Here is a 25,589-nt window from a genome sequence, read left to right as displayed (position 1 = left end):
GGAACCCGGTCCCGGCTGTCAGTGCCGGGTGGTGTCGATGTCGTGCCGCCGCGGATGCGCGCTGGCGCCCCAGGCGCGCAGCGAGGTCCACAGCCGCCGCTCCAGCCGGAAGCGGTCGACCGGCACGGAGGCGCCGATGGCGCGCACGCGGGCGAGGCCGACCCCGGTCCACTGGAAGCCGCACTTCTCCAGCACGTGGCGCGAGGCCGGATTGACGACGCGGGCGGAAGCGACCAGCGCCGGCAGCCCCCGGTCGCCGAAGGCGTGGTCGATCAGGGCGCGCACCATCTCGGTGGCGATGCCGCGCTCCCAATAGGGCTCGCCCAGCCAGTAGCCGATCTCCGGCGCGTCCTCGTCGCGGCGCACGAAACCGCACATGCCGACCGGGATGGGCGGACCGATGGCGGTGTCCGGCGCGCCCCTGAGGACGGCGTCGTTCTTCAGGAAGGCGGCGAAGGTCGCCGCCTCCCGCCCGCCCGGCAGGTTGGCGAGGAACGCTGCCGCGTCCGCCATGCCATAGGGGTGGGGGATGTTGGCGGTCATCTCGGCTACCTTGCGGTTGTCGGCGAGCTCGGCGATCCAGGCCATGTCCTCGATCCGGGGAGCGCGCAGGATCAGGCGGCCGGTTTCGAGGACGGCGGTACTGCTCTCGGCAAGGGTCGACCCGGGGGTCGCTTCGACGATCGTCATGGGGAGTCTCCTGGGGCCAGAACGACGAAGGGGAGGCGGTTTCCTCGCCTCCCCTGTCGGGTACCCGGGATGTCCCTTGGGACGTTCTCAGGAAATCCTACCGGTCGGGCGAGACCGGCGGGATTTCCAAGATCCTCACCGGCTTTATTCGGCGGCCTCGGCGGCCGGAATGACGGATACGTACGTGCGGGAATTGGCTTTGGTTCGGAACTCGACGCGGCCGTCGGTAAGCGCAAAGAGGGTATGGTCTTTGCCCATGCCGACATTGGTGCCGGGATGCCAGGTCGTGCCGCGCTGACGGACGATGATGTTGCCGGCCACGACCTTCTCGCTGCCGAACTTCTTCACGCCGAGACGGCGGCCGTCGGAATCGCGACCGTTGCGGGAGGAACCGCCTGCCTTTTTATGAGCCATCGTTGCTCTCCTTCTTCTCTACTGGCGGTCTCAGGCGCCGGTGATCGAGGTCACGCGCACGACGGTGAAGTCCTGGCGGTGGCCGATCTTGCGGCGGGAATTCTGACGACGGCGCTTCTTGAACGCAATGACCTTGTCGCCGCGCGTGTGCTTGACGACCTCGACCGTCACGCTGGCGCCGTCCACGAGCGGAGCGCCGGCCTTCGGGTTGTCGCCGCCGAGCATGAGAACCGGCAGGGTCACGGACTGACCAGCCTCGGCCTCGATCTTGCCGACGGTGACGACTTCATCGGGGGCGACCCGGTACTGCTTGCCGCCCGTCTTGATGACCGCGAACATGTTCTGTCCTTTCGTTCGAGCCCGGTCTCCTGCCTTTCGGCATGGACCGGCTTCTTTCGGTCGGTGGGTTTAGGAAGCGCGAAGGCACGAAGCGCCTATCACGCAGCGCCGCGCTCTTACCCGCCGGGGGCCGTCATGTCAAGGAAAGCCCGGCGGCCGGCCGCGTCCGGCGCGGCTCCCACGCCTTGCCGGGCGGGTGCGGCGACAGCGGTGAACCTTCGCCCCTTCCCGGCGTTGTTCCGCCACGAGCGCGGCGATGTGCGGCCGCGCGCAGATCGGAGGGATCGAGGCATGGACACGCAGCGTATCACGGGCGCGGCCAGGCAGATGGGTGGCAGGCTGCGCCGCGTCGCCGGCGATTCGGGCTACAGGGCGAGGCAGAGCGCCGAGGACGTCTATGACGAGGCGCTCGATCTCGGCGCGCGGGCGATGCGGCAGGCGCGCGGGCACGCCGCGCATCTGGCCGATGACGCGCTGGAGGCCGGGCAGGCGCTCTACGGGCGCAGCAGCGCCGCGCTGTCGCGCCAAGCGGGCGAGCACCCGCTGGTGCTGATCGCCGCCGCCGCGCTCACCGGCGCCGCCATCGCCTGGCTGCTTTCCAGCTCCTCGCAGCGGCGCTAGCGGTTCCCAGCGAGACATCTCTATAGCGCGATGCGGCCGGACCATCCCTCCGACCACATCGTTGCGTCGACCGTGATGGCGGCCGAACGGCTTCCTGAGCCGCCTCCGGTCGTAGCGTGTCGAACGAGGATTATGACGTGCGAAAGGCAGTCGGGTCTTGTGCGCCCGTCCGGCCTCGGCTATTGAGCCGGCGCTCCACGGCGCGGACGAGTTCCGCGCCTCGCGCGCGGAGAGGTGCCGGAGTGGTCGATCGGGGCGGTCTCGAAAACCGTTGTGCGTGCAAGCGTACCGTGGGTTCGAATCCCACCCTCTCCGCCAAGCGTCGCCGATTGCCCTCTTAGAATTCGATATCGCCGCCGGTCGTCGCATTGCCAACACGCAATGCCGGGCGCCTTCGACCTCAAAGGCCGACCTGACCCGTCGGCACGATCCGTCGGGCGCGTTGCGCGATCAGGCGGGAACGTAGGTCAGCCTGACCGTGTCCTCGCCGACGATATCGGTAGCAACAAGGCGGAGCGGTGGCCGTGGGCCGGCGAAGAAGGGCTTGCCGCGACCAAGCACGACGGGGTGGAAGTAGAGCCGATACTCATCGATGAGACCGAGGTCGGTCAGGCTGCGCGCCAGTTCCGGTCCGGAAACGGCGACCTCCCCGGCGAGCCGGGCCTTCAGGCCGCGGAGCACCGCCTCGACATCATCCTCGACAAGCGTGGCGTTGGGGCCGACCGACTTCAACGAGCGCGACACGACCCATTTCGGCTGGCGCCGCCACACCGCCGCGAACTCGTGGTGCTCGGCACTCCACTCGGGACGGTCTTCGTCCCAATAACGCATGGCCTCGTACATGCGGCGACCGTAAACACTGCCGGTCAGGTCGCGCACATGCTCTGTCCAGTGACGGAAAAGCATGGGCCCCGCCCGCATTTCCAGGTGGTCGACGTACCCGTCCAGGGACTGGTTCATTCCGAAGACAAACGTCGCCATCTACCGAATCTCCACCCCAAGGTCGGCCTTCACGATAGTACAGCAGCTTCCCGAAGGTCCGCTTCAGGCCGCGCCGCCGGCCTCGGAAGATACTTAGCAGATCGGCAAAGTTTTCCTTGTGCGGCGGGCGTATCGGGTGATAGTTAGCAACATGGCTAAGCATGATCCCGATCTCTCGTTGCTCTTCCACGCTCTGGCCGATCCGACCCGCCGGTCGATCCTGAACCGGCTCGCGGAAGGGCCGGCGCGGGTCACGGACCTGTCGGAGCCGACCGGCTTGCGCCTCCCCACGGTAATGCGACACCTGTCGGTGCTGGAGGAGGCGGGGCTGATTGCCACCTCCAAGGATGGGCGGGTACGCACCTGCGCCATCGTGCCCGAGGCGCTGCAGCCGGTGCGGTCGTGGCTCGACGAGCAGCGCGCCATCTGGGAGGCCCGCCTCGACCGGCTGGAGGCATTTGCGATGAACGCGATGAAGGAGCGTGTGAGATGACGTCGAATTTCAATCCGGCGTGGACGCCGGCGCGCGATCCTGCGCAAGGCCGATTCGCGACATTGACCTTCGAGCGGGACGTGGCCGCGCCACTGTCCGTGCTGTGGCAGGCCTGGACGGCTCCCGCGGCGCGGGCGGTCTGGGCGGCCCCGACGCCCTCGGTCGTCGTGGAATTCCTCGAGGCCGACACAAGGGTGGGCGGGCGCGAAGTCTCGCTCTGCAAGGTCGAGGGGCAGCCGGACATACGCTGCGAGTGCGGCTGGCTCGACCTGGAGCCGGCGCGCCGCAGCGTGAACTACGAGGTGGTCTCCTGCGAGGGCGTGACGCAATCGGCGGCGCTGGTGACGGCCGAGTTCTCCGGCACGCAGGAGCGCAGCCGGCTGGTGGTGACGGTGCAGCTTTCCTCGCTGGCGGAGGATATGGAAGCCGGCTACCGACAGGGCTTCGGCGCGGGGCTGGACAATCTCGCCGCCGTCGCCCGGCGGACCATGGTGCTGCAACGGGTGATACGGGCGCCGCGGAGCATCGTCTGGAACAGCTGGATGAACCCCGAGGCGCTGCCGCAATGGTGGGGGCCGGACGGCTATTCCTGCCGCACGACGAGGATCGACCTGCGGACGGGCGGCGAATGGGTGTTCGACATGATCGGGCCCGACGGCACGGTCTACCCGAACCACCATCTCTATCACGAGGTCCGGCCCGAGGAGCGGATCGGCTATGCGCTGCTCTGGGGCGAGAACGGGCCGAAGCACGCCGACGCTTGGGCCTTGCTGGAAGAGCAGGACGGGGCGACGAGGGTGACGCTGGGCATGGTGTTCAGCACGGAGGCCGAGTTCCAGCAGGCGAAGGGGTTTGGCGCCATCGAACTGGGCCAGCAGACGCTGGGCAAGCTGGAGCGCTTCGTCAAAGCCCGATGAAACGCTGCGGCTCGGCGGCCGACCTCGACAATCGGTCGAGAGGGCTGCGGGCTTATTGCCGTCACGTCGATTGGTGCACACCGAAGGCCGGATGATGAACCAGTTCCCCGCGCGGCTCGATGCCGTCGAACGGCAAGGCCAGAACGACCTCGGGCGGAATGCCGGCGACGCTCAGGCTGGGGAAGGCACGGAAGCCGAACCGGCCGTAATAGGCAGGGTGGCCCACCAGCGCCGCGCCCCGGCTGGTCACGCGCAATTGGCGGAGGGCCTCCGTCATCAGGGCGGTGCCGACGCCCTGGCGATGCCTTGACGGCAGGACGGCAAGCGGGCCGATCAGGCTCCAGCCGTCCTGCGTCCCGATGCGCGCCGCCGAGGCGGCCAGATGACCGACCACCTCGCCCTTCTCCTCGGCCACGAGCGAGAGGGCAAGTGCCCCCTCCGCCCGCAGCGTCTCTATGATGCGCGCCTCGGTTCCGGTGGATTGCGGAAGCGTCCGGAAGGCTTCGGTGACGAGCCGGCTAATCGTCGGGATGTCGTCGACGGTCTCGTTGCGGATCAACATGTCATGCACCGAACGACCCATTCTCATTTCTCGCGCCAGAGCGCGGCGCCGCCGGTCAGGCCGGCGTCGTTCGAGGCGATGGCGACGTTGTCCGGCAGCTCGATCTCCACATGCTTGGAGTTGCCGCCGCCGAGATAGAGCCGGTCATAGTGGAGCAGCACGTAGAGCAGCTCGACGACGCGCGCGACGTGATGGTTCCAGTGCTTCTTGCCGTGCTGCTCATAGGCGGCGACGCCGAGATATTCGTCATAGGTCAGGTTGTCGTGGACCGGATGGTGCGCCAGCTCCATGTGCGGCATCAGCTTGCCGTCGCGGAACAGCGCCGTGCCGGCCCCGGTGCCGAGCGTGAGCACCATTTCCAGCCCCTTGCCGGCGACGATGCCGTAACCCTGCATCTCGGCGTCGTTGATCAGCCGGGCGGGATGGCCGCCGAGCCGCTTCGACATGGCATCGGCCAGCGCGAAGCCCGCCCAGAGATCCGTGCCGAGGTTCGGCGCGGTCAGAACCGTGCCCTGGCGGACCACGCCGGGAAAGCCGATGGAGATGCGGTCGAAGGCCGGCAGCTTCGAAGCCATTCCCGCATAGGCATCGAGCAGCGCTGGCGGCGGACACGGATGGGGCGTGTCGACGCGCTCGCGCTCCGAGATCATCTCGCCCTCGTCGTCGATCACCGCAGCCTTCAGTCCGGTTCCGCCTATGTCGACTGCGAGGATTCCCGTCGCCTTGCCGTTCATCGGTCCTGCTCCCTCACTTCGTCGTTTCGGCGGGTTCGGCGACCCGACGGCTGGCGTCGGGCGCGTTCGGATCCTGGCTGCCGTGGAACATCGCGTCGTCGCCGTCGACGGCCACCGCGAAATCCGTGCCCTCCCACTTGTCCGCCCCGGACCAGTAGAAGGTGAAGCGCAGATGCCTGCCCTCCGGTGCCCCGGTCGTCGGCAGGTCGGCGATATGCAGGCCGAAGGCGTTCGCGGTGGTGGGCGTGTCGTGGGTGGTGGCCCAGCCGTCGAGCGACCAATGGATCAGCGCCGGCGCGGGCAGCTCGATGCGCAGCTTGAGGCCGGCGGGGATCGAGCGGAGCTTCTCGTTGAAGCGCCAGGTGCGGCGCGGCGAGGTCACCTTGTCCACGAGGTAGCGCTGCACGGTCTGCGGCGGCATGTCGAACACCTTGTCGTCCTTCAGCGAGCGCATCAGCTTGATGTGCTCGGCATGGGCCCACACCAGCGGCATGGCGCTGCCGGAAGGCCGACCCTTGAACAGCTCGCGATCGGGAATGTCCTCGCCGTCCCAGACCTGCTCGGGCAGCAGCCCGCCCGGTCCGGCCGAATCCTCCAGCGTGACCAGAAGCTGCTGCGCGCGCACGAGATTGCCGGCGGCGATCTCGTAATGGGCGCGCTCGCCGGTCAGCAGCGGCCAGGCGCGGCCGATGCCGGTGCCGTCGAAGGGCGAGCCGTCCTCGTGCTCGCCATAGCCGTCGCCATTGTAGCGGTACCAGAGCGGGCCCTGCGGCAGCTCCACCTTCAGCAGCGCGTCGATCGCCTTGACGGTGCCGAGTATGCGCGGATCGTCCGGCGCCCGCAGGCCGAAGCGCACGAGGGCGAGCGCGTCGGGGCTGATGAGCTGCGCCGCCGGCCGGTCGGTGTCGGCCGGGGGGCGGTTCTTCACCGGCACGAAGCCGTCCAGCGGGGAGGCAGCATCGGCGGTCTCGACCGGGGAGATGCGCACATAATAGCCCTCGACGCCGAGCTTCTCCGCCAGCTCGGTGTTGGTGGCGAAGGTCCAGCGCTCGACCGAATCGTTCCAGGCATCGGCCGTCTCGCGCAGATAGACGGCCTCCTCCTTGCGGCCGAAGAGCTCCATCATGTCGGCGGCGGCCAGCAGGGCGGCGATCTCCACCGCCAGCGTGAAGGGCGAGTAGCCGGCATCCTCCTCCCAGCGGTCCTGGCCGGTGACGGGGCCGTTGCGCAGGATGAAGGTGGCCGCCCGCTCGACCATGTCCATGTAGGAGTCGAGCTCGCCATGGGCGAAGTGGCCGCCGCGCCGGATCATGTCGGTGAGCAGGATCGGGAAGGCGCACTCGTCCATCTGCACGCCGCCCCAATAGGCGGAGCCGTCCAGCCAGACATTCTGCGACCAGTGGCCGTCCGCCTCCTGGATCGCCCGGAGATAGCCGAGCACGGACTTGGCTTCGTCGACCGCGCCGGCTGCGAGCAGGCCGCCGGCGTTCTCGACAAGGTCGCGCGGCCAGACGAGGTGGTAGCCGCCCAGATCCTCGTCGCCCTTGTTGAAGCCCCAGGGAATGGAGAGGCTGGCGATGATGGCGCCGGGCACGGAAGGCGGCTGGTGGGTGGCGAGCACGATGGTGCTGGCGCGGTAGGTGTTGATGTTGGCGCGGCTCTGCGGATGGTCGAGCGGCAGCAGCGCGTGCTGCCAGGCGCGCCAGCCCTGCACATAGTTCCGGCGCAGCTCCTCGAAACCCTCCGTGAGGCTGGAGACGGCGCGAAAGCCCGCTTCCTCCGGGCGCACGCCGAAGCCGAGCGCGATCAGCATGGTGCCGTCGCTGGCGGCGAGGTCGACCTCGGCGCTGAGCGCGACATTGCCGCGTTCGGCGCGCTGGTAGCGCTCGTCGAGGCAGCCGTCGCGGTTGAGCTGGCGCCAGCCGTCGGAGGCGCCGACATAGCCGACCGAGCGCGCCTTCCATGGCACCGAGCAGGCGAGCGCGAGCGAGACGCCCTGCCGGCCGGTGGCGAACAGCATGGGCGTGCCCTTGTAGTCGCCGACCCAGGCGGAATTGTCCGCGCCCGCATTGACGAGATGCGGCGCGAGCAGCGCGAACAGCCGGTAATCCTCGATGTCGCCGATCAGCGCCTCGAAGGTGACCTGCTGGATCAGCACCTCGCGGCGCGGGTCGGTGACGATCTGCTTCTGGATGCGCCAGCGCCCGTCCTGCGCCGTGTTGAGCAAATGATAGGCCGGCACGCCGTGCTCGAGCACGCCGACCTCGTGGTCGGCGTCGCGCTTCTCCTCGGCGAAATAGCCGTCCGCGGAGGTGACGAGGAAGCCGAAATCACGCGTGCAGGCGGCATCGACGCGCGGATAGTAGATCTCGTTGAGGATACCGTGGCTAAGCGTGAACCACAGCCGGCTCGCCGCCGTGCGGGCGGTGCCGACGCCCACCTTGGCGCTCGACGTCCAGCGCGCCGGGCCGCCGGGCCCGCCCGGCGGCGTGATGGCGTTGTCCTCCGTCATGGACGGTCTCCCCGAATTTCATTGGGCCGTCGGTCGTGCCGCGGCCGGGGGATAACCTGAGACCAGTCGCGCCGGCTGCCAAGCCCCTGCCGAAGATTTACGCAGGGCTTATTTTCGCGAAGCCGGTCAGGCACTTCGCCGCGATGCCGCTCACGGCCTCTGCGCGCCGCGCGTGTTCACGAAGATGCTGTAGAGCGAGGTGTGGCCGCAGATGAAGAGCCGGTTGCGCGCCGGCCCGCCGAAGACGAGGTTGCCGACCCGCTCGGGGACGCGGATCTTGCCGAGGAGGTCTCCGTCCGGCGTGTAGCAATGGACGCCGTCGCCCGCGCTCGACCAGAGCCGGCCGGCTTCGTCGACGCGCAGGCCGTCCGGGGCATGGGGTGTCACCTCGGTGACGACGTCGCCACCCGACAGCGCGTTGCCCGCTTCGACGCGGAAGGCGCGGATGTGGCGGTTGCCGCCGTCGCGGCCGATCCCGCCGGAATCGGCGATGTAGAGCACGCTCTCGTCCGGCGAAAAGGCGAGGCCGTTGGGTTGCTGGAAGTCGTCGGCCACCACGGCGAGCGAGCCGTCGCGTGGATCGAGGCGGAAGACATAGCGCCCCGGCTGCTCGGGCTCCGCCCGTCCGCCCTCATAGTCGCAGGCGATGCCGTAGGTCGGATCGGTGAACCAGATCGTGCCGTCCGACTTCACCACCACATCGTTCGGCGCGTTCAGCCGGCGACCCTGGTAGCGGTCGGCCAGCACGGTGATCGATCCGTCCGGCTCCGTGCGCGTGACGCGGCGGGTGCGGTGCTCGCAGGTCACCAGCCGACCTTCGCGGTCGCGCGTGTTGCCATTGGCGAAGTTCGAGTCGGGGCGGAAAACGCCCACGGCCTCCGTGTCCTCGCACCAGCGCATCAGCCGGTTGTTGGGAATGTCGCTCCAGATCACGCAGCGCTGGTCGGCCAGATAGGCCGGGCCTTCGCACCAGCGCATGTCGGTGTGGAGCTTCTCGAGCCAGGCGATGGGGATGATGAGCTCGCGGAAGCGGGGATCGAGGACCTCGAACACGTCCAGCATGGGTTCTCTCGGAATCTCGGTGGCACGGTCGGTGACGGCGCACGGAGACGATGGACCCGAGGATGGGCTTGCGCAACTGGTATAATGAGATAATGTTGCTACCATGGGCGACATGAGATCGCCGATCCTAGGGATCCACAAAAAGGCCCCACCAACGGGGCCGTTGGGAGGAATGTGATGCGCCTGAAAACCCTTGCGCGCGCCTGCGCGACCCTTGCTCTCATCGCTGCCGGCGCCGCCCCGGCGCTCGCGACGCCGGACAAGCCGGTGATCGCGCTCGCCAATGCGTATTTCGGCAATACGTGGCGTCACCAGATGGTCGACGCGTTCAAGGAAGCGGCCGAGAAGGCGAAGGCCGAAGGCAAGATCGCCGACTACATCATCCTGAACGGCGACGGCACCGTCGCCCAGCAGAACAGCCAGATCGCCGAGCTCATCCTCAAGAAGGTCGACGCCATCGCCGTAGATGCCGCCTCCGAGACCGCCGTGAACGGCATCATCGAGAAGGCGTGCAAGGCCGGCATCAAGGTCGTGTCCTTCGATTCCATCGCCTCCGCCCCGTGCAACTGGCAGCTCAATTTCGACTTCAAGGGCTACAAGCGCGAGCAGGCCGAGTGGGTGCTGAAGAAGATCGGCGGCAAGGGCAACGTCATCGTCGTGCGCGGCGTGAAGGGCTCCGCTCCGGACGCCGACATGTATTCGGCGCAGGAAGCGGTGCTGAAGAACTATCCGGACGTGAAGGTGGTGGCGACCGTGTACGGCCAGGCCACGGCTTCCGTCGCCCAGTCGGCCGTCGCCAATGCGCTGCCGAGCCTGCCGCATGTCGACGCCGTGCTCGGCCAGGGCGGCTCGGACGATACCGGCATCGCCCAGGCCTTCGACCAGTACGGCGGCGAATACGCCAAGAAGATGCCAGTGATCGAGGGCGGTGGCTCGTCCAACTTCATCCAGTGGTGGACCAAGCAGCGCGAGGCCAACAACTATTCCACCATCTCGATGAACACCACGCCGGGCATCGGCGGCGCCGCCTTCTGGCTCGCCTATGAGCTGGTGAAGGGCGCCAACCCGCCCAAGCTGATGATCATGCCGGTCGCCACCGTCACCGATGAGAACCTGAAGGACTTCTCCAGCCTTCCCGCCGGTGTCATCGTCAGCCCGTCCTATTCCCAGCAATGGGTGCAGGACAACCTGATCAAGGCCAAGGCCGGCAACTGACCGGCCGGCACGGACTTTCATGATGACGGCAGCCTATCCTGCCGCGCAGGGCGCACCGGCGACAGCCGCCGGTGCGTCGGCGCCCCACCTGCGCCTCGCCGCCAACGGCGCCGAGACCCTTCCCGCCGACGTGCCGGTCGCCCGGCTCGCGGGCATCTGCAAGGCGTTCGGCCCGACCAGGGCCAATGACGGCATCGACCTCGTAGTCGCGCCGGGCGAGGTGCTCGGCCTCGTCGGCGGCAACGGTGCCGGCAAGTCGACGCTGATGCGCATCCTGTGCGGTGTTACCCGCGCCGATGCCGGCAGCATCGAGATCCGCGGCGTTTCCATCGAGACCGACCTCTACGACACCACGCTGGCGCAGACCGGCGGCATCCGCATCGTCCATCAGGAATTGTCGCTTTGCGACAACCTCTCGGTGGCGGAGAACTTCTTCCTCGAGGCGCCGGAGGGCGCGCGTGCCGTGCCCGGCTGGCGCCGGCTCTATCGCGCCCGTGCCCGCGCCGCGCTGGACGAGGTGTTTCCCGGCCACGGCATCGCGGTGGACGCCCGCATCGGGCATCTGCAGATCGGCCAGCGGCAGATGGTCGAGATCGCCCGCGCGGTCACCGCCCCGCAGGTGCGCCTCGTCATCCTCGACGAGCCGACCTCCTCGCTCGGGCTGGAGCGCAGCCGCCAGCTGCGGGCCTTCATCAAGGCGCGCGCCGCGGCCGGGCTCTCCTTCATCTTCATCAGCCACAAGCTGCAGGAAGTGGTCGACATCGCCCATCGCGTCCTCGTGCTGCGCAACGGGCGCACCGCCTGGTCCGGCCCGGCCGCGCAGGCGAGCGTGAGCGCGCTGGTCAACGCCATGGGCGGGCCGACCGAAGGCGCCATGCAGGGCCGCCGGGCGGCGCGCGCCGGTATCGCCGAAGATGCCGCGGAGGTCGTGCGGCTGTCCGGCGACATCGTCGCCCCGCTCGGCCGCGACGTGGTGCTGCGGGCCGGCGAGGTGGTCGGGCTCGCCGGACTGGAGGGCTCGGGCCAGCGCGAACTCCTGCACCGGCTCTTCGACAGGTCGCGCGGCGGTATCTCGCGCAAGGGCGGCGCCAGCTTCGTCTCCGGCGACCGGCAGAAGGAGGGCGTGTTCCCGCTCTGGAGCGTGCTGTCCAACATCGCGCTCGGCCGGCTCGAAGGCCGCTCCCCGCTCGGCCTGGTGCATGAGAGGACGGAGCGCGAGGCGGCGCGCGGCGCCGCCGAGAAGCTGAAGCTCGACCCGCACCGCTTCGATTCCCCCATCCTCGACCTGTCCGGCGGCAACCAGCAGAAGGCGCTGGTCGCCCGCGCGCTGGTCGGCGACGCCGGCACCATCCTGTTCGACGATCCGACCCGCGGCGTCGACGTCGCCGCCAAGGAGGATTTCTACGCGCTGATCGGCCAGCTCTCGCGCGGCGACGGCGCCCGTGCCGGCCGGCTGGTGGTCTGGCATTCTACCGAGGACATCGAGTTTCTCGAATGCGACCGCGTGCTGGTGTTCTCCGGCGGACGCATCGTGCGCGAGCTCGTCGGCTCGGAGATCACCGAGCAGGCCATCGTCGACGCCTCCTTCGCCGGGGCCGGCGCGCTGGAGCGCGACGGCACGACGGGTGCCCGCGGCCTCGCCGACTGGCTCGTCGATCTCGCGCCCTTCGCCAGCCTTGCGGCGGTGTTCGCGCTGATGGCGTGGGTGAACCCGCTCACCGTCTCAATGTTCGGCCTCGAACTTCTGCTCGGTCCCGCCATCGCGCTGGTGCTGGTGGCACTGGCGCAGATGTTCGTCGTCGGCGGCAGCGAGATCGACCTCGGCGTCGGCGCCTTCGCCGGCCTCGTCAACGTGCTCAGCGCCACGCTTCTGGTCGACACACCCTGGCTCGGCGTGCTGGCGCTCGTCGCCGGTGTCCTCGCCTATGGGCTGATCGGCGCCACCATCCAGCTCCGGCGCATCCCGGCGATCGTGGTGACGCTCGGCGCCTCCTTCATCTGGATCGGCGTCGGCTACACCTTGCAGCCGACCCCCGGCGGCGCCGCGCCGGAATGGCTCTCGGCCGCCTTCGCCTGGACCATCGCCGAGGTGCCGGCGACGCTGATCCTGATCGCGGTCGCCGGCATTGTCGCCCTCGCCATCGACCGCTCGCCGCTCGGCGTGGTGCTGCGGGGCTTCGGCAACAATGCGCAGGCGATGACGCTCGGCGGCTGGTCGCCGCTGCGCTACGCCGTGGTGCGCTACATGGTGGCGAGCCTGTTCGCGCTGGCGGCCGGCCTGTCGCTCACCGCCATCAATACGGCGAGCGACATCAATGCCGGCGGGCCGTTTACGCTCATCAGCGTGGCGGCGGTGGTGATGGGCGGCTGCGCGCTGATCGGCGGGATGATCTCGCCGCTCGGGGTGGTGGCCGGCGCGCTCACCCTCGCCCTCGTCGGCGCGCTGCTCGGCGCGCTCAGCGTATCGACCGACTACAACGCCGCGGTGCAGGGCTGCCTGCTGCTGGCCATGCTGGTGCTGCGCGCCTTCGCCGAACGCCGGGAGGCCCGCCGATGAGCGCGCTGCTGGAAAGGCTGGAGCGTCACCGCTGGGTGTGGTCGGCGCTCGGAGTGCTGATCCTCTGGGCGATCCTGTCGGCGACCACCGGCCGGTTCAGCCTGCACTCGCTCTCCGGCGTCGCGGTGTCGGCGAGCTTCCTCACGCTGGTGGCGCTCGGCCAGATGCTGGTGGTGACGACGGGACGGGGCAATATTGACCTCTCCATCGCCAGCGTGCTGACGCTGAGCGCCTATGCCAGCATCATCGTCGCCGCCGGCGCCGATGCCCGCCTGCCGCTGGCCCTCGCAGCCGTCGTCGGCATCGGGCTGGTCACGGGCGCGGTGAATGCGCTGCTGGTGGTGCTGTTCCGCATACCCGCGATCATCGCCACGCTGGCGACGGGCTACATACTCGCCACCGGCACGCTGATCGCCAATCGCTGGGCGGCCGGCTTCTCCATGAGCCCGTTCCTCAAGACGCTGGCGGCGGGCCGCATCGAGGGCGTCCCAGTCATCCTCATCATCGCGCTGGTGGCGGTGGCACTGGTGGGACTGCTGCTGCGCCGCACCGTCTATGGACGGCGGCTCTCCGCGGTCGGGCAGAACGAGCGGGCGGCGGCGCTGGCGGGCATCCACACCGGCCGCGTCGTCGCTTCCGCCTTCCTCGCCTCGGCGACGCTGGCGGCGGTCACCGGCATGCTGCTCGGCGCCTATGTCGGCGGCGCCTTCCTGGAGATGGGCCAGCCCTATCTGCTGCAATCCCTCGGCGCCGTGGTGCTGGGCGGCTCGCTGATCTTCGGCGGTTCCTCCACCGCCCTCGGCACGCTGTGCGGGGCCTTCCTGCTGATCCTCATCGTCACCACCATGCAGATCGCCGGCCTGCCGGCCGGCACGCAGGACATCGTGCAGGGCCTCGTGGTCATCGCCGTGCTGGCGCTGGCGGGAGGGCGCGCGGTGCGCCGCCGCCGGGGCGCCGCTTCTGCCGTGGCGAAGGGCTGAGCGGTGAGCGCGGCCGCGTCGTCCGGCAACACGCAAGAGCGGGCGCGGCTCTCGCGCCTCGCGCTGTTCGGCACGGATCAGCCCGAACCCGTCCCGCGCCTTCTCGTAGCCGGGCCGCTGAGCTGCGAGCTGATCGGCGGCAATCTGCGCAACATCCGCTTCGACGGCGTCGAGGTGCTCAGGGCGATTTCCTTCGTCGTCCGCGACAAGGACTGGGGCACCTACGCGCCGATCATCCGCGACCTTGCGGTCGAGGAGGACGGCGACGGCTTTTATGTGAGCTACACAGCCGAGTGCATGGGTGGGGAAGGCGAGCGGCTCGTTTATCGCGCCAACATCTCCGGAAGCTCCGCCCATCTCGCCTTCGAGGGCGAAGCCGTCCCGGACGGCGACTTCCTGACCAATCGCTGCGGCTTCACCATCCTGCATCCCGTCGTCGGTCTCGCCGGCGAGCCGGCGGAGGTCACCCATGTCGACGGCACCGTCGAGCACTCGCGCTTTCCGGACCTGATCGAGCCGCTCCAGCCTTTCATGGCGATGCGGGCCATCAGCCATCAGGTGGCGCCGGGGGTGCGGGCGACCTGCCGGATGGAGGGCGACAGCTTCGAGATGGAGGACCAGCGCAACTGGTCGGACGCTTCCTACAAGACCTATGTCCGCCCGCTCGCTCTGCCCTGGCCCTATGTGTTGCCGGCCGGCGTGCCCGTCCGCCAGCTGGTGCGGCTGGATATCGAAGCGAAGGGCTCGTCCGCCGTTGCAAAGCGCGACGACGAGGCGGTGGCGCTTACGCTTGGCGGGGTGCAGGGACGGCTGCCGGGCTTCGGGCTGGTGATCACGCCGGAGGAGGCCGCCGCCAGCCTGGACGCGCTGGACGTGCTGGCGCAGATCGCGCCGCAGACGCTGCTGTTCCATTTTGATCCCACTGCCGGACATAGCACCGCCGAGCTCGCGGCGTTCGCGCGGATCGCGCAGGCGCATCCCGGCGAATGCGTGCTGGAATACGTGGCCGCATGCGAGGGCCCGCTCGACGCGGAATTCGGCGCGGTTGCGGAGCAGGTAAGGGCGGCGGGGTTGAGACTCGATGCCATCGCCGTCAGCCCATCGGTCGACCGCAAATCGACGCCGCCCGGTAGCGTGTGGCCGGACTGCCCGCCTCTGGCCGACATCTATGCCGCCGCGCGGCGGGCGTTTCCGGAACTGCGGCTCGGGGGTGGCATGTTCAGCTATTTCACCGAGCTGAACCGCAAGCGGCCGCTGGCGGAACGGCTGGACTATGTCACGCACTGCACCTGCCCCATCGTCCACGACGCCGATGATCGGTCGGTCATGCAGTCGCTGGAGGCGCTGCGCTTCATCCTGCGCTCGACCCGGGCGATCGTCGGGCCGGACAAGCCCTATCGCATCGGCCCTTCCACCCTCGGCATGCGGCAGAATCCCTATGGTTCGCGGGTGATGCCGAACCCCGGTCGGCGGCGGATGACCATGGCCGAGATCGATCCGCGGCAGGATGGATTGTTCGCCGCCGCCTGGATGGTCGGCTACGCCGCCCGGCTGGCGGAAGCGGGAGTGGAGAGCTTCGTCGGCGCGGCGCTCACCGGCCCGTTCGGCCTGATCGCGCCGGGAGCTCCGTCCGATGGGGCGCGCCTTCGGCCCGTGGCCCATGCCGCGAAATTCCTGGCCGGCATAAGCGGGGCTTCCGCACTCGCCGTTTCGTCGAGCACCCCCTCAAAGGTGCTCGCGCTCGGCGGCGAACCGGCTCCGGGGCGGCGGATGCTGCTGGTCGCCAACCTCACCGACAGCGACCAGTTTGTCCGCCTTCCCTTCGGCGGGACTGCCCTCCTTCTGGACGAGAGCGCCGTCTTCGCCGGGGAGAAGCCGCGCCATGTGACGCTCGCCGACGGGCCCGTGCTCCTGCCTGCCTATGCCGTCATGCGCATCGAGGGCTGACGGGTTCAGCCCTGCCGGGTGAACAGGGCGCTCGAGCGGTCGAGATGCTTGACCATGATCGCCTCGGCGCCGTCCGGGTCATGGTTGGCGATGTGGTCGATGATCTGCTCGTGCTCGACCAGGGTGACGTTCTCGCGGCCGGACCAGGTCAGCATCTCCGTGTAGTACTGCCGGAGCCACGACAGCATGGATTCGCTGACCGCCTCGAAGATCGGATTGCCGGAGATGGCGGCGATCTGGGTGTGGAACCGCATGTCCAGGCCGATGAACTGCTTGGGCTCGTTCACCGCCTTGGCCTGCTGATCCAGTATGTCGCGCAGCCGCTTGATGTCCTCGGCCGTGGCCCGCTGCGCCGCTTCGCGGGCCATGCCCCGCTCGAAGAAGCGCCGCGCCTGCTTGAGGTGCTCCAGACTGTCCGGCGACGCGGAGAGCAGGATCTGCGCGGAGAGGTCCACCTGCTGGAACAGCGAGCGGGCCGAGAGCTGCTGCACACGCGCGCGCTCGCCATGGGTGATGGTGATGAGGCCGATATTCGCCAAAGCCTGCATCGCCTCGCGGATCGCCGGGCGGCCCACGCCGAAGCGCTCCATCAGGTCGCGCTCGGACGGCATGGCGTCGCCGGGGCCGAGCTCGCCCGAGGTGATGAGCGTCTTCAGGCGGTCGAAGACTTCATGCGACAGCTTTCGACGCACTATGGTGTCGGACACATCAGCCATTCACACGCTCCTGCCTGTCCGCACCCGACGTCCGCCTGTCTCGCTGTCCGGGTCGCTCTGGTGCATTCAGCATACCACCGGCCTTTGCGCCGCGCACGGCTCAATGACCGATAAACCGCAGCGGCCACAGGACGAGCTGCGGGAACAGCACCATGAGGAAAAGCACGACGAACTGGGCGATCATGAATGGCGTGACGGCCTTCATGAGCGGCTCCAGCCGGATCCGGGCCACGCCGGACACCACGTTCAGCACCGTGCCGACCGGCGGCGTGATCAGGCCGATCGAGTTGTTCACGATGAACAGCACGCCGAAATAGACCGGATCGATGCCGGCCGCCTTGACGATGGGCATCAGCACCGGCGTCAGGATCAGGATGGTCGGCGTCATGTCCATGGCGGTGCCGACGATGATCACCACCGCCATGATGGCGAGCAGCAGCAGTGTCGGGCTGTCGAGCAGCGGCTCCAGCATGGCGACGAGGTCGCCGGTGATGTCGGACACGGTGATCAGCCAGGAGGCGACCAGCGCCGCCGCCACGAGGAACATGACCACCGCGGTGGTCTTCGCCGCGGTGACGAAGACGTCGAACAGCTCGGTGACCTTCAATTCGCGGTAGACGCAGGTCGCTACGAACAGCGAGTAGACCGCCGCCACCACCGCCGATTCCGTCGGGGTGAAGACGCCGAGCTTCAGCCCGAAGATGATGATGACCGGCAGCATCAGCGCCCAGATGCCGTCGACCAGCGCCTTGAGGAGCGCCGCGCCGCTCTGGCGCGGCGGGGGCTCGATGTTCTCCTTGCGCACCTCCCACCACCAGGCGAGCGCGAGGGCGACGCCGATGAGCAGTCCCGGCACCAGCCCCGCCAAGAACAGCTTGGTGATCGAGACGCCGCCGATGACGCCGAAGATGACGAAGCCGATGCTGGGCGGGATGATCGGGCCGATGACGCTGGAGGCGGCGATCAGGCCGGCCGAGCGGGCCTTGTCGTGCCCCGCGCGCACCATCATCGGCACCAGCAGGGCGGAGAGCGCGGCGGCGTCCGCCACGGCCGAGCCGGACAATGCCGAGATCACGCAGGCGGCGAGGATGGCGACATAGCCGAGGCCGCCCTTCACATGGCCGACGGCGGCGAGCGCCACGTTGACGATGCGCTTGGACAGGCCGCCGGTGTTCATCAATTCGCCGGCGAGCATGAAGAAGGGCACCGCCATCAGCGGGAAGGAATCGGCACCGTTGATCAGGTTCTGCGCGACGATCTGCGGATCGAAGATGTCGAGATAGTGCATCAGCGCGACGCCGGAGAGCAGCAGCGCGAAGGCGATCGGCATGCCGATCGCCATGCCCCCCAGGAGCGACAGGGAGAAGACGACGATGGTCATGCCGCTTCTCCCACGCGGCGGGTACCCGACAGCTCGCCGGCATCGGCGGCGAGGTGGCGACGCTGCACCTCGTCGACGCTCTCCTCCTCGGATTCGCGCACCGCGATGAGCTCGGCCTCGTCCGCCCGGCCGCTCAGCACGCGCCAGAGGTCGGCCAGCAGCAGCGGGACGGTGGAGATGCCGAAGACGAGCCCGACGCCATAGAACACGGCGACCGACGCTCCCGAGGCCGGGGCGACGACGTCCCAGTTGATGAGCGTCTGCTGCCAGGTGCCCATGACGAACAGCACGATGGCGTAGATGATGAGGCTATGGCTGACGACGAAGCACAGCTTCTTGCCCCAGAGCGGCAGGCGCCGCACCAGCGCGTCGACGCCGAGATGGCCGCGCTCGCGCAGGGCGATGATGGAGCCGAGGAAGGTCAGCCAGACGAACATCCAGCGGGAAACCTCTTCCGACAGGGTGATGCCGGAGTTGAAGCCGTAGCGCAGCACCACGTTGCCGAACACCAGCACCACCATGCCGGCGAGCAGCAGGGCGCAGAGGATCTTCAGCAGGGTGAAGTAGGCATCCACGAGCCGGGACATCCGCGTCTCCATTGGGCGTCGTTGTGAAGCGCCGGGCTATATGCAGCCGGCCCCGCCGCCGCTCCCGGGAGAAGGGAGAGAAGCGGCGGCGGGTCGGGTCATGGGCACCTTAGCCGCCGAGGCCGTCGTCAGACGACGAAACTCCGTGGCGGCTGGCGACAGGGGCTCACTGGGAAGCGGCGATGGAATCCTGCGCCTGCTTCACCAGGTCGGCGCCGAGGGTCTCGCTGTACTTGGCGATCACCGGCTGCATCTTGGCCTTCAGCTCGGCGAGCTGCGCCGGGGTCGGCTCGTTGATCTGCATGCCGCGCGCCTTCAGCTCGGCGATGATCTTCGCGTCCTCGGCGCGGCTGACCTGGCGCTGGTACAGCTTCGCCTCGTTGCAGCTGTCCATGAAGATCTTCTGCTCGGTGGGGGAGAGCTTGTCCCAGAGCTTCTTGCTCATCATCACCGCCCACGGCGAATAGGCGTGCTTGGTGACGCTGACGTACTTCTGCACCTCGTTCAGCTTGTTGACGTAGATGATGCCGAACGGGTTCTCCTGCGCGTCGATCGCGCCCGATTCCAGCGCCGTGTAGACCTCCGGCCAGGGCATCGGGACGGCGTTGGCGCCCAGCATCTTGAAGGCGTCGATATAGACCGGGTTCTGCATCACCCGGATCTTCAGGCCGGAGACGTCCTCGGCGGTGTTGATCGGGTGCTTGCTGTTGGTGACGTTGCGGAATCCGTTCTCGAAGAAGCACAGGCCGACGAGGTTCTTGTCCTGCAGCTTGGCGAGCAGTGCCTGGCCGACGGGGCCGTCGACCAGCGAGTCGGCCTGCTTCTCGTTGGCGAGCAGGAAGGGCAGGTCGAAGATCGCGTATTCCTTGACGAGGCCGACGATCGGCGCGGTCGAGGTGCCGACGATGTCCTGCACGCCGCCCTGGGTGGCGGAGATGGTCTGGGTCTCCGAGCCGAGCTGGGTAGCCGGATAGACCTTCATCTTGATCTTGCCGCCGCTCTTCTCGTCGACGAGCGCGACGAACTTGTTCGCGCCCTGGCCGAGCGGATGGGCTTCGAAGGTGCTGTAGCCGAATTTGAGCGTGCGCTCCTGGATGTCGTCGGCGGCGTGGCCGGCAAGGGGAGCGGCGATAAGCGCGACGGCGAGCGCGGCGGCGAGACGGGCATTAACGGGCATGGGCGTTCCTCGTGGTTGATGGCTTGGTGCGGACCGTTTTCCGGTTCTCGGCAAGGCACGGGAGGCGGCGGACCGCCTCCCGGAAGCATCGGCTGGTACTGGCCGCGCTCAGGCGGCCTTCGGCGGGTTGCAGATCTCCTCGACCGAGCGTTGCACGGCCTTCGGGTCGAAGATGCGGTCCAGCCAGCCTTCCTTGAAGATCTGCGGCCGGGCCTGGTCGATGGCGTAGAGCGCGCCGTCGGAGAACTTGCCTTCGGGGAACACCTCGAAGGCGATGGCGAGCTCGATGGTCAGGTGGCCGAGCAGGAAGTCGGTCGCCGCCTGGCGCGGCACGCCGCGGCGCACCGCCTCGTCGGTCGCCTCGCGCAGTGCAAGGCAGAGCGTGGCGCCGATGGTCTCGGCCAGCGCCGGTTCCATGATGGCGATCTGCTCGACGGTGCAGCGATGGGCGCGCATCACCGGCTTGTAGATGGTGCGGGCGATCTGCTCGCAGGCGGCGTAGTGCTCCTCGGGGCCCTGCATCAGCGCGCAGACGATGTGCTGTTTGGCGTGGACGCCGCCGAAGAAGTCGTTCTTCGCCTCCGCCGTCACCTCGTCGTTGAAGATCGGCGGGTGGCAGGGATGGGTGACGAAATAGGTGACGTCGTCGCGCTTGGGCAGCTCGCCGGCATGGGGAGCGGCGGCGTCGAGCATGATGATCGCCGTGCCGGGCTTCACCTTCTCGATGAAGGTGTGGGCGATCTTGCCGATCATCCGGTCGGGCACGGCCATGAGCACGGCGTCGGCATCGGCCAATGCGTTGTCGCCGTCGACGCAGTCGAGCCCGGTCTTCTCCTTCAGGCGGGCACGCCCGGCCTCGGTGGGCTCGACATGCATCACCTCATAGGGCGAATCCTGCAGGTTGGTGGCGAGGCGGACGCCCATCTTTCCGCCGGCACCCAGCAAAGCGATCTTCTTCATGTCGAGCATGCTCCGTTGTCAGTTGCTGGCCGGGGCGCCGTGCTTGGCGGCCCAGAAGAAATCGGGCCGGCCCATCTGGCCGCCCTTGAAGGTGATCTCGAGCCCGTCATGGGCATCGTCGGCATAGGCGCGGCAGAGCGGCGAACCGGGCGCCAGCGGTGCCAGCGCGGTCACGGCGTAGATGCCGAGCGCCATCCCCGCATGCCCCGACGTATCGCCGCCGGAGATGACAGCGCGCCTGAGGCCGGCGCCGCGCACCACCTCGTCGAGCACGCGCCCCAGGCCGTCGCCGATGCGGGCATTGACCTCGCCGACCGTGGCGCCGGCGACGTCGATTGCGTGGGCCAGGGCGGGCACCGCCGGGTCGTCCGGGCCGCTCGCGGTGAAGACGAGCGGATCGTGACCCTCGCCGAGCGCCCGCAAGGCGGCGGCCGAGCCGCGCGCGAGCTCGGCCTCCCACGCGGCGGCGTCGACGGCCCGCGTGGCGTCGAGGCGAATCTCCTCGAAGCCGTGGCCGAGCGCATAGCGGATCTGGCCGGCGGTGATCGGGGAGCAGGAGCCGGAGACCACAGCGATGCGCTCGCGCTCCTCGATCTTCCCGCCCGTCTGCGCATCGGCCAGCAGGCCGGCGCGGCGCCAATGGGCGACGAGCGCATATTCCAGCCCCTGCGAGCCGATGGCGAACAGGCGCTCGCCGCGATGTTCCCAGACGAGCCGCCCGGCTTCCGCCAGCGTGTCCTCGTCGAGCACATCGAGGGCGACGATGCGGGCGCCGGCCGCGCGTTCGGTGGCGAGGCGGGTATCGGCGGTGCCGGCCTTCATCGACACGAGATCGACGAGGCCGATCGGGATATCGGTCTGCCGCGCGAGATGGAGGCGGACATCCGCCTCGTTCATCGGCGTGACCGGATGCTGCGCCATGACCGGATGGCGATCGAGCCGATAGCCGGTGCCGTCGATGCCGGCGAAGAGATTGCCGAAGGCCTGGTAGCGGGCGATGGCGGGAGCGCCCACCACCAGCGGGTGCCAGGCGCCACCGAGAATGGGCTCGGCCAGCTCGGCAGCACGTCCGATCGAGCCGACATGCGGGGCGGAATCGAAGGTGGAGCAGACCTTGTAGTGGTTGATCGGGGCTTTCAGCGACGCCAGCAGCTCGAAGATCGGCGGCAGGTGCGCGTCCATCCATGCCGGCGGCTGCGAGCGCGCCACGCCGGCGATGCCGAGCGCGCGCACGCCATTGAAGCGGGCGAGTTGCGCCGGCGTCGGGACGCCGAGGAACAGCACCGTGTGCAGCCCGGCGAAGCTCAGCACCTCCATCACCGCCGACGAGCCGGTGTAGTCGTCGCCGTAGAAGGCGACGAGCGGCCCGTCCGGCAGCGCATGAGGTGAGGCGGGCGCGCTCATACCGCGTAGGTCTCCAGGGCTCGGGCGAGGGCGGTGTGGTCGCGGGCGTAATCGGCGAGCGGCACGCTTGCCATGGCCGCCTCCCACGCCTCCCGCAGCGAGGCGACGCCCGCCGCCGGGCCGTCGGGATGAGCCATGATGCCGCCGCCGGCGGCGAAGATGAGATCGGGCGAGCCGAGCGCGGCATAGGTGCCCGGCGCCTGCTTGGCCGACTGGCCGGAGGAGAAGACCGGCATGGCGATGCACGGCTTGTCCTCGAACAGCGGCGTCAGGCATTCGCGCGCCGAGGCGATGACGCTGTCGTCGGCTTCCGAGAACTTGTTGGAGAGGCCGTTGACGTGCATGTGGTCGGCGCCGGCCAGGCGCCAGATCTTCTGCCAGGCGACATAGGACCAGCCCAGCATCGGCGCGCGGGAGAGATAGCCCCAGCCGTTGCGATGGGCGTGGATCGGCAGCTCGGTGAAGCGGCCGAGCTCGACCATGCCGACGAGACCGACCGAGTTGAGGCTCGCCATCACGCAGGTGCCGCCGTGCTGCAGGACCACATCGTGGCGCCGGCGCATCTGGTCGAGCTCGCCGGTGATGTTGAAGGCGAACATCACCTTGCGGCCGGTGCGGTCGGCATGGTCGTTGACAACGCGCATCACCGCCCGCACCCGTTCCTCGAACGGGCAATGCGGGCCGTCGGACTGCAATTCGTCGTCCTTGACGAAGTCGATGCCGCCCTCGGCGAGAAGCTCCACGAGGTCCGCCGTCTCCTGTGGGCCGAAGCCGACGCTTGGCTTGACGATGGTGCCGATGAGCGGACGGCCTTCGACACCGGCGAGGCGGCGCGTGCCGGCGACGCCGAATTTCGGCCCGCCATAGGCGTCGGCGAAGGCGTGCGGCAGGCGGATGTCCAGCAGGCGCAGCCCGGAGAACTGCTTGAGTTCGAACAGGTTGCCGGCGACCGTCGCCATCAGGTTCGGCAGCGAGGGGCCGAGATTGTCGAGCGGCCAGGAAAGCGTGACGCGGGCGCGGCGGATCGGCGCTTCGCCCTTGGGATGGCCGGCCCCCGGCAGCGACGGCGCCTCGACGGTGTCGACGATCTCCAGCGCCTCGATGCGGGCGGCGGAGCGCTCCTTCAGCTCGGGCGTCTCGCCGGGTACCGGCACGAAGGTCCCGCTCGACTGCTCGCCGGCCATCGCCTCGGCTGCGGCGCGCGGGTCGTAGGCGGTTTCGATGAGGTAGTCGGCCTCGATGCGTGACAGCGGGGGCATGCGGTCGTCCTGTCTCGGCACGGGACACCGCCAACCCGCCGGCAGCGGCGGGAGCCCAAGCATCTCGGTGCGTTTCCTCACGGCGGGCCTGTGCCCACTCGTCTATTGATATAGTGATTATACCAGTTGCGAGGACATGACAAGGGAGCGCCGGGGCGTGCGTTCGCCCCGACGCTCGCCAGACGTCCGACTCTTTCCCGCTCTATGGCGCGTAGCGCGTGAAGACGAAGTCGTGGCCCTTCGCCAGTGCCTCGTGGCAGCCCCAGCAGGTCTCGTGCTGGGCCTTGTCGGCGGGGACGCCGTTCACGAAGCGACCAAAGCTCCAGCCACCAGTGGCGGCATAGCGGCGCGAATCCTTCACCATCACCTGCACGGTCGTCGCCGCGCCCGGAACCGTCGCCGGCCCGAATTCGGGCGAGGGCTTCTGCTTCCAGGCGGCTTCACCAGCACGGTGCCGTCCGGGAACGGGAGCGTGCCGGATCGATAGGTGTCGAGCGCGGTCTCGTTGCCGACGACCACGCGCAGCTCGTCGAGCGGCGCGGCCTCGATCGCCGGTGCGATGAGCTTCCAACTGCGATAGCCGTCCGGCAGCGTCACCCCGTAGATCGGCGAGGCATCCGGCGTCGGCGTGTCGCCGGCGGCACGGCTCGCCGCCGACAAAGCCAGCGGCGTCGCGATGGCGACGAGGCCGGCAAGTGCGTAGAGGCGTTTCATGCGCGCTCGCCTCAGGCCCGGTCCACGTCCACGATCGCCTTGGCGAAGGCCTCCGGCGCCTCCTGCGGCAGGTTGTGGCCGATGCCGCCGGTGATCAGCCGGAACTCGTATTTGCCGGTGAACTTCTTCGCATAGGCTTCCGGCGGCGGATGCGGCGCCCCGTTGGCATCGCCTTCCATGGTGATGGTGGGAACGCCGATGGTCGGCAGGGTCGCGAGCTTGCGTTCCAGCTCGTCGTACTTCGCCTGGCTGGGAGCGAGCCCGAGCCGCCAGCGATAATTGTCGATGCTGATGGCGACATGATCGGGATTGTCGAGCGCCACGGCGGAGCGGTCGAAGGTCGCGTCGTCGAACGCCCATTTGGGCGAGGCCAGCTGCCAAATCAGCCGGGCAAAGTCGTGGGTGTATTGCCGGTAACCCCTCACGCCGCGTTCGGTGGCGAAATAGTACTGGTACCACCATTGCAGCTCCGCCTTGGGCGGGAGCGGATTGCGGTTGGCCTCCTGGCTACCGATCAGATAGCCGCTGACCGACACCATGGCCTTGCAGCGCTCAGGCCACAGCGCGGCCATGATGTTGACGGTGCGTGCGCCCCAGTCGAAGCCGCCGAGCACGGCGCGATCGATCTTCAGCGCGTCCATGAAGGCGATGGCGTCGACGGCCAGCGCCGCCTGCTGGGCATTGCGCGGCGAGGCTTCCGACAGGAAACGCGTGCCGCCATAGCCGCGCAGATAGGGCACCAGCACGCGGTAGCCCTGTACGGCGAGGATGGGGACGACGTCGACATAGGCGTGGATGTCGTAGGGCCAGCCGTGCAGCAGAAGTACCGGAGGTCCGTCGGCCGGCCCTTCCTCGGCATAGGCGACGTCGAGCTCGCCGGCATGGACATGCTTGATGGTGGAAAAAGATGTGTGCGTGCCACGGCCGGCCGCCGCCGGCAGCGAGCCGGGCTTGCCCGTGTCCGGCTGGGCCGCGGCTACGGCGCCGAAGGGAATGGCGGCCAATCCAAGGGCGGTGACGCCGAGTATGCCGCGCCGCTGCCGATCGATCTCGTTGGTCATATGTGACTCCCGCGTCGTGACGCGCAGCGACAGGCGCCGCCGCGTCCTATCCGGCCGGTTGAACCGGATCGAATCCGAAAGCCGCCTAAGCTTTCGTGCGGACTACACATTCCGATAGAAGGCGCCGGGCAGGTGTCGTGAACGCACGGGCGCGCTCACATGGAGCGGCCAATTCGACAAGGGCGGGTGGCAGAGCGAACCGTCCGGTGCCGACGATGTGCCCGCATAGCCGCCTAATCGTGGCGGAAGCGCCCATGTTGCTGTCTTCCGCAGCGCAAACCATGGTCTCGGTTGAAAGATTCCGTC

23 protein-coding genes, 1 tRNA gene and 1 pseudogene are annotated in these 25,589 nt (G+C 68.7%); 8 read left to right on the top strand and 17 right to left on the bottom strand.

Going from position 1 to position 25,589, the window contains the following annotated elements:
• Positions 1-18: 18 nt before the first annotated feature.
• The 3 genes from SNOV_RS18290 to rplU form a co-directional block, all read right to left on the bottom strand.
• On the bottom strand, positions 19-690 hold the full coding sequence (locus tag SNOV_RS18290; protein ID WP_013168453.1) for a GNAT family N-acetyltransferase: 672 nt from the start codon (positions 688-690) through the stop codon (positions 19-21).
• Between the two features lie 144 nt (positions 691-834).
• Positions 835-1,104, bottom strand: a complete 270-nt coding sequence (rpmA, locus tag SNOV_RS18285) for a 50S ribosomal protein L27 (protein WP_013168452.1) — start codon at positions 1,102-1,104, stop codon at positions 835-837.
• Positions 1,105-1,134: 30 nt separating this feature from the next.
• Positions 1,135-1,443, bottom strand: coding sequence for a 50S ribosomal protein L21 (rplU, locus tag SNOV_RS18280; protein WP_013168451.1), 309 nt, complete (start codon positions 1,441-1,443; stop codon positions 1,135-1,137).
• A 291-nt stretch (positions 1,444-1,734) separates the two neighbouring features.
• Between rplU and SNOV_RS22715 the strand changes: the two genes are divergently transcribed.
• Both SNOV_RS22715 and SNOV_RS18270 read left to right on the top strand, forming a co-directional pair.
• A complete protein-coding gene (locus SNOV_RS22715; protein WP_013168450.1) occupies positions 1,735-2,064 on the top strand; it encodes a hypothetical protein in 330 nt (109 codons plus the stop codon).
• A gap of 228 nt (positions 2,065-2,292) precedes the next feature.
• Positions 2,293-2,382 (top strand) — tRNA-Ser (locus SNOV_RS18270).
• Between the two features lie 132 nt (positions 2,383-2,514).
• Here SNOV_RS18270 and SNOV_RS18265 read toward each other — a convergent pair.
• Positions 2,515-3,045 (bottom strand): dihydrofolate reductase family protein, encoded by a 531-nt coding sequence (locus tag SNOV_RS18265; RefSeq protein WP_013168449.1) that lies wholly within the window; start codon positions 3,043-3,045, stop codon positions 2,515-2,517.
• A 151-nt stretch (positions 3,046-3,196) separates the two neighbouring features.
• Between SNOV_RS18265 and SNOV_RS18260 the strand changes: the two genes are divergently transcribed.
• Both SNOV_RS18260 and SNOV_RS18255 read left to right on the top strand, forming a co-directional pair.
• Positions 3,197-3,538, top strand: a complete 342-nt coding sequence (locus SNOV_RS18260; RefSeq protein ID WP_013168448.1) for an ArsR/SmtB family transcription factor — start codon at positions 3,197-3,199, stop codon at positions 3,536-3,538.
• Positions 3,535-4,455 carry an SRPBCC family protein gene (locus SNOV_RS18255; protein ID WP_013168447.1) on the top strand — a complete coding sequence of 307 codons (921 nt, stop codon included), beginning with the start codon at positions 3,535-3,537 and terminating at the stop codon, positions 4,453-4,455. The genes SNOV_RS18260 and SNOV_RS18255 overlap by 4 nt, the downstream gene beginning before the upstream one ends.
• Before the next feature lie 61 nt (positions 4,456-4,516).
• Here SNOV_RS18255 and SNOV_RS18250 read toward each other — a convergent pair whose 3' ends face one another.
• From SNOV_RS18250 to SNOV_RS18235, 4 genes are all read right to left on the bottom strand, one after another.
• A complete protein-coding gene (locus tag SNOV_RS18250; protein ID WP_013168446.1) occupies positions 4,517-5,038 on the bottom strand; it encodes a GNAT family N-acetyltransferase in 522 nt (173 codons plus the stop codon).
• 2 nt (positions 5,039-5,040) lie between these two features.
• A complete protein-coding gene (locus SNOV_RS18245; protein ID WP_013168445.1) occupies positions 5,041-5,751 on the bottom strand; it encodes an ROK family protein in 711 nt (236 codons plus the stop codon).
• A 13-nt stretch (positions 5,752-5,764) separates the two neighbouring features.
• On the bottom strand, positions 5,765-8,263 hold the full coding sequence (locus SNOV_RS18240) for a glucan 1,4-alpha-glucosidase (RefSeq protein WP_013168444.1): 2,499 nt from the start codon (positions 8,261-8,263) through the stop codon (positions 5,765-5,767).
• Positions 8,264-8,413: 150 nt separating this feature from the next.
• A complete protein-coding gene (locus SNOV_RS18235) occupies positions 8,414-9,325 on the bottom strand; it encodes an SMP-30/gluconolactonase/LRE family protein (protein WP_013168443.1) in 912 nt (303 codons plus the stop codon).
• Between the two features lie 177 nt (positions 9,326-9,502).
• On the opposite strand from SNOV_RS18235, the gene SNOV_RS18230 reads away from it, so the two are divergent.
• The 4 genes from SNOV_RS18230 to apnL are packed head-to-tail and all read left to right on the top strand — an operon-like array spanning position 9,503 to position 16,024.
• Positions 9,503-10,540: an ABC transporter substrate-binding protein gene (locus tag SNOV_RS18230; RefSeq protein WP_013168442.1), complete on the top strand. Its 1,038-nt coding sequence runs from the start codon at positions 9,503-9,505 to the stop codon at positions 10,538-10,540.
• A 19-nt stretch (positions 10,541-10,559) separates the two neighbouring features.
• Positions 10,560-13,097, top strand: a complete 2,538-nt coding sequence (locus SNOV_RS18225) for an ATP-binding cassette domain-containing protein (RefSeq protein WP_013168441.1) — start codon at positions 10,560-10,562, stop codon at positions 13,095-13,097.
• Complete coding sequence (locus SNOV_RS18220) at positions 13,094-14,077, top strand: ABC transporter permease (RefSeq protein WP_013168440.1); 984 nt, start codon at positions 13,094-13,096, stop codon at positions 14,075-14,077. The genes SNOV_RS18225 and SNOV_RS18220 overlap by 4 nt, the downstream gene beginning before the upstream one ends.
• Before the next feature lie 3 nt (positions 14,078-14,080).
• Positions 14,081-16,024 carry a D-apionate lactonase gene (gene apnL, locus SNOV_RS18215; RefSeq protein ID WP_013168439.1) on the top strand — a complete coding sequence of 648 codons (1,944 nt, stop codon included), beginning with the start codon at positions 14,081-14,083 and terminating at the stop codon, positions 16,022-16,024.
• 5 nt (positions 16,025-16,029) lie between these two features.
• On the opposite strand, the gene SNOV_RS18210 is transcribed toward apnL, so the two are convergent.
• From SNOV_RS18210 to SNOV_RS18170, 9 genes and pseudogenes are all read right to left on the bottom strand, one after another.
• Positions 16,030-16,740, bottom strand: coding sequence for a transcriptional regulator NanR (locus tag SNOV_RS18210; protein WP_013168438.1), 711 nt, complete (start codon positions 16,738-16,740; stop codon positions 16,030-16,032).
• A gap of 100 nt (positions 16,741-16,840) precedes the next feature.
• Positions 16,841-18,121 carry a TRAP transporter large permease gene (locus tag SNOV_RS18205; RefSeq protein ID WP_013168437.1) on the bottom strand — a complete coding sequence of 427 codons (1,281 nt, stop codon included), beginning with the start codon at positions 18,119-18,121 and terminating at the stop codon, positions 16,841-16,843.
• A complete protein-coding gene (locus SNOV_RS18200; RefSeq protein ID WP_013168436.1) occupies positions 18,118-18,708 on the bottom strand; it encodes a TRAP transporter small permease in 591 nt (196 codons plus the stop codon). Before SNOV_RS18200 ends, SNOV_RS18205 begins: the two co-directional genes overlap by 4 nt.
• Before the next feature lie 166 nt (positions 18,709-18,874).
• Positions 18,875-19,885 (bottom strand): TRAP transporter substrate-binding protein, encoded by a 1,011-nt coding sequence (locus SNOV_RS18195; RefSeq protein WP_013168435.1) that lies wholly within the window; start codon positions 19,883-19,885, stop codon positions 18,875-18,877.
• Between the two features lie 108 nt (positions 19,886-19,993).
• A complete protein-coding gene (locus SNOV_RS18190; protein WP_013168434.1) occupies positions 19,994-20,845 on the bottom strand; it encodes a phosphogluconate dehydrogenase C-terminal domain-containing protein in 852 nt (283 codons plus the stop codon).
• Positions 20,846-20,863: 18 nt separating this feature from the next.
• Positions 20,864-22,249, bottom strand: coding sequence for a four-carbon acid sugar kinase family protein (locus SNOV_RS18185; RefSeq protein ID WP_013168433.1), 1,386 nt, complete (start codon positions 22,247-22,249; stop codon positions 20,864-20,866).
• Positions 22,246-23,508, bottom strand: a complete 1,263-nt coding sequence (locus tag SNOV_RS18180; RefSeq protein WP_013168432.1) for a ribulose-bisphosphate carboxylase large subunit family protein — start codon at positions 23,506-23,508, stop codon at positions 22,246-22,248. Before SNOV_RS18180 ends, SNOV_RS18185 begins: the two co-directional genes overlap by 4 nt.
• 202 nt (positions 23,509-23,710) lie before the next feature.
• Positions 23,711-24,222: pseudogene (locus SNOV_RS18175) on the bottom strand (cytochrome P460 family protein).
• Positions 24,223-24,233: 11 nt separating this feature from the next.
• Positions 24,234-25,283 (bottom strand): alpha/beta fold hydrolase, encoded by a 1,050-nt coding sequence (locus SNOV_RS18170; protein ID WP_013168431.1) that lies wholly within the window; start codon positions 25,281-25,283, stop codon positions 24,234-24,236.
• Positions 25,284-25,589 lie beyond the last annotated feature (306 nt).

This window comes from Ancylobacter novellus DSM 506, assembly GCF_000092925.1.
GTDB lineage: Bacteria > Pseudomonadota > Alphaproteobacteria > Rhizobiales > Xanthobacteraceae > Ancylobacter > Ancylobacter novellus.
Note: the sequence above shows the minus strand (reverse complement) of the source record. Positions and strands in the feature narration are given on the sequence as shown.